Genomic DNA, 1,164 nt, shown 5'->3' with positions numbered 1-1,164 from the left:
TCCAGCCACGCCTCGACGAGCCGGTCCTGCTGTTTGACGGGGTGCAGGCGCCCCACGCACAGCATCAGCCGAAGACCCCGGTCCTCCGGGTCGAGTCCGTCCGGCCGCCCGCCGCCGGAGAACAGCCGGGTGGTCATCGCATCCGCGAGCCCGGCGTCGCCGGGCCGGGGAACGAAAGGCGGGATCCCTTCCGGGACTTCGACACGGCGGGACTCCGTGGCGGGGGACAGCTGCGGGAAGTGCGTGTCGAGGTCACCGGTGCCGGGCCGCGAGGGGATGGTGACGAGAAGACCGGCCCGGGCGACCAGCCGGTCCGCGACGAAGACGCGGTGGAGGTCGGCGCGGAGAGCCCGGGCCGTCTCGGTCTCCGCGTGCAGGGGAAGGCCGGCGTGGCGCTCTGCCATCGTGCGGTGCGGATCGGGGGTCACGGTGAACGCCGGACGGGCGCCGCAGCGGCGGGCCGCGTCGGCCACCGCCAGCGACCCGTCGTCCGCGAACCGTACGTGGACGATCCGTGGTCGCGCGCCCGGCAGCGCGAGCAGGCACGCCGCCCACCACGAGACCGCGGGCCGGTGCTCCGCCATGGCCGCCGGGTCGGGCGGACCGTCGCCGTCCACCGGGATCCCGACCTGCCAGTGCTCGGGGCCCAGGGGCGACACCAGACCGGAGGTCCGGTCGCGCAGCGCGGTCCGGCCGGCGGTGACCAGGGTCAGAACCCGCGAGATGCGGCCGGTGGCGGTGAGCGCGTCGCCCAGCGCCGAGAGCAGCACGCTCATCCCGCCGCTCATCCCCACGCCCGGCTCGCCCAGACTGCCGAGCAGCATCGACTGTGCCACCACAGGGCCGCCCGGGGGAGTGGCCGGTAGCCGGCGGACCGCGTCGCGGAACGCGGCGGCCTGCGGTGCCGAAGGGTCCTGCCGGTGCCAGGCCGCCGCCCACAGCAGGTTCTCGTAGACGTCGCCGCCACGGGGCGGGACGGCGTCGAGGAGGGCACCGCCGTGCGGAACACCCGACAGGTAGCGCAGCGCGGCATGCCGAACCCGCCGGTCACCGGCGGTCCACCGTGCGACCTCGCCGGCCCGCAGGGGCTGCAGCCCGTGCGTGTCCGCCAGGTCGAGGAGGAAGGCCGCCTCCTCGTACGGCGGCCGTGCGAGCAGACGGGTC

General features: G+C 76.0%; 1 pseudogene. It reads right to left on the bottom strand.

The annotated features are described in order from the left end of the window. Positions 1-1,164 (bottom strand): annotated as a pseudogene (locus ABZ641_RS38595) (group 1 glycosyl transferase); the annotation flags it as partial.

This window comes from Kitasatospora sp. NPDC007106 (assembly GCF_040634455.1).
GTDB classification, from domain to species: Bacteria; Actinomycetota; Actinomycetes; order Streptomycetales; family Streptomycetaceae; genus Kitasatospora; species Kitasatospora arboriphila.
The sequence above is the reverse complement of the archived record's forward strand: the minus strand, read 5'-3'. Positions and strand labels throughout refer to the sequence as shown.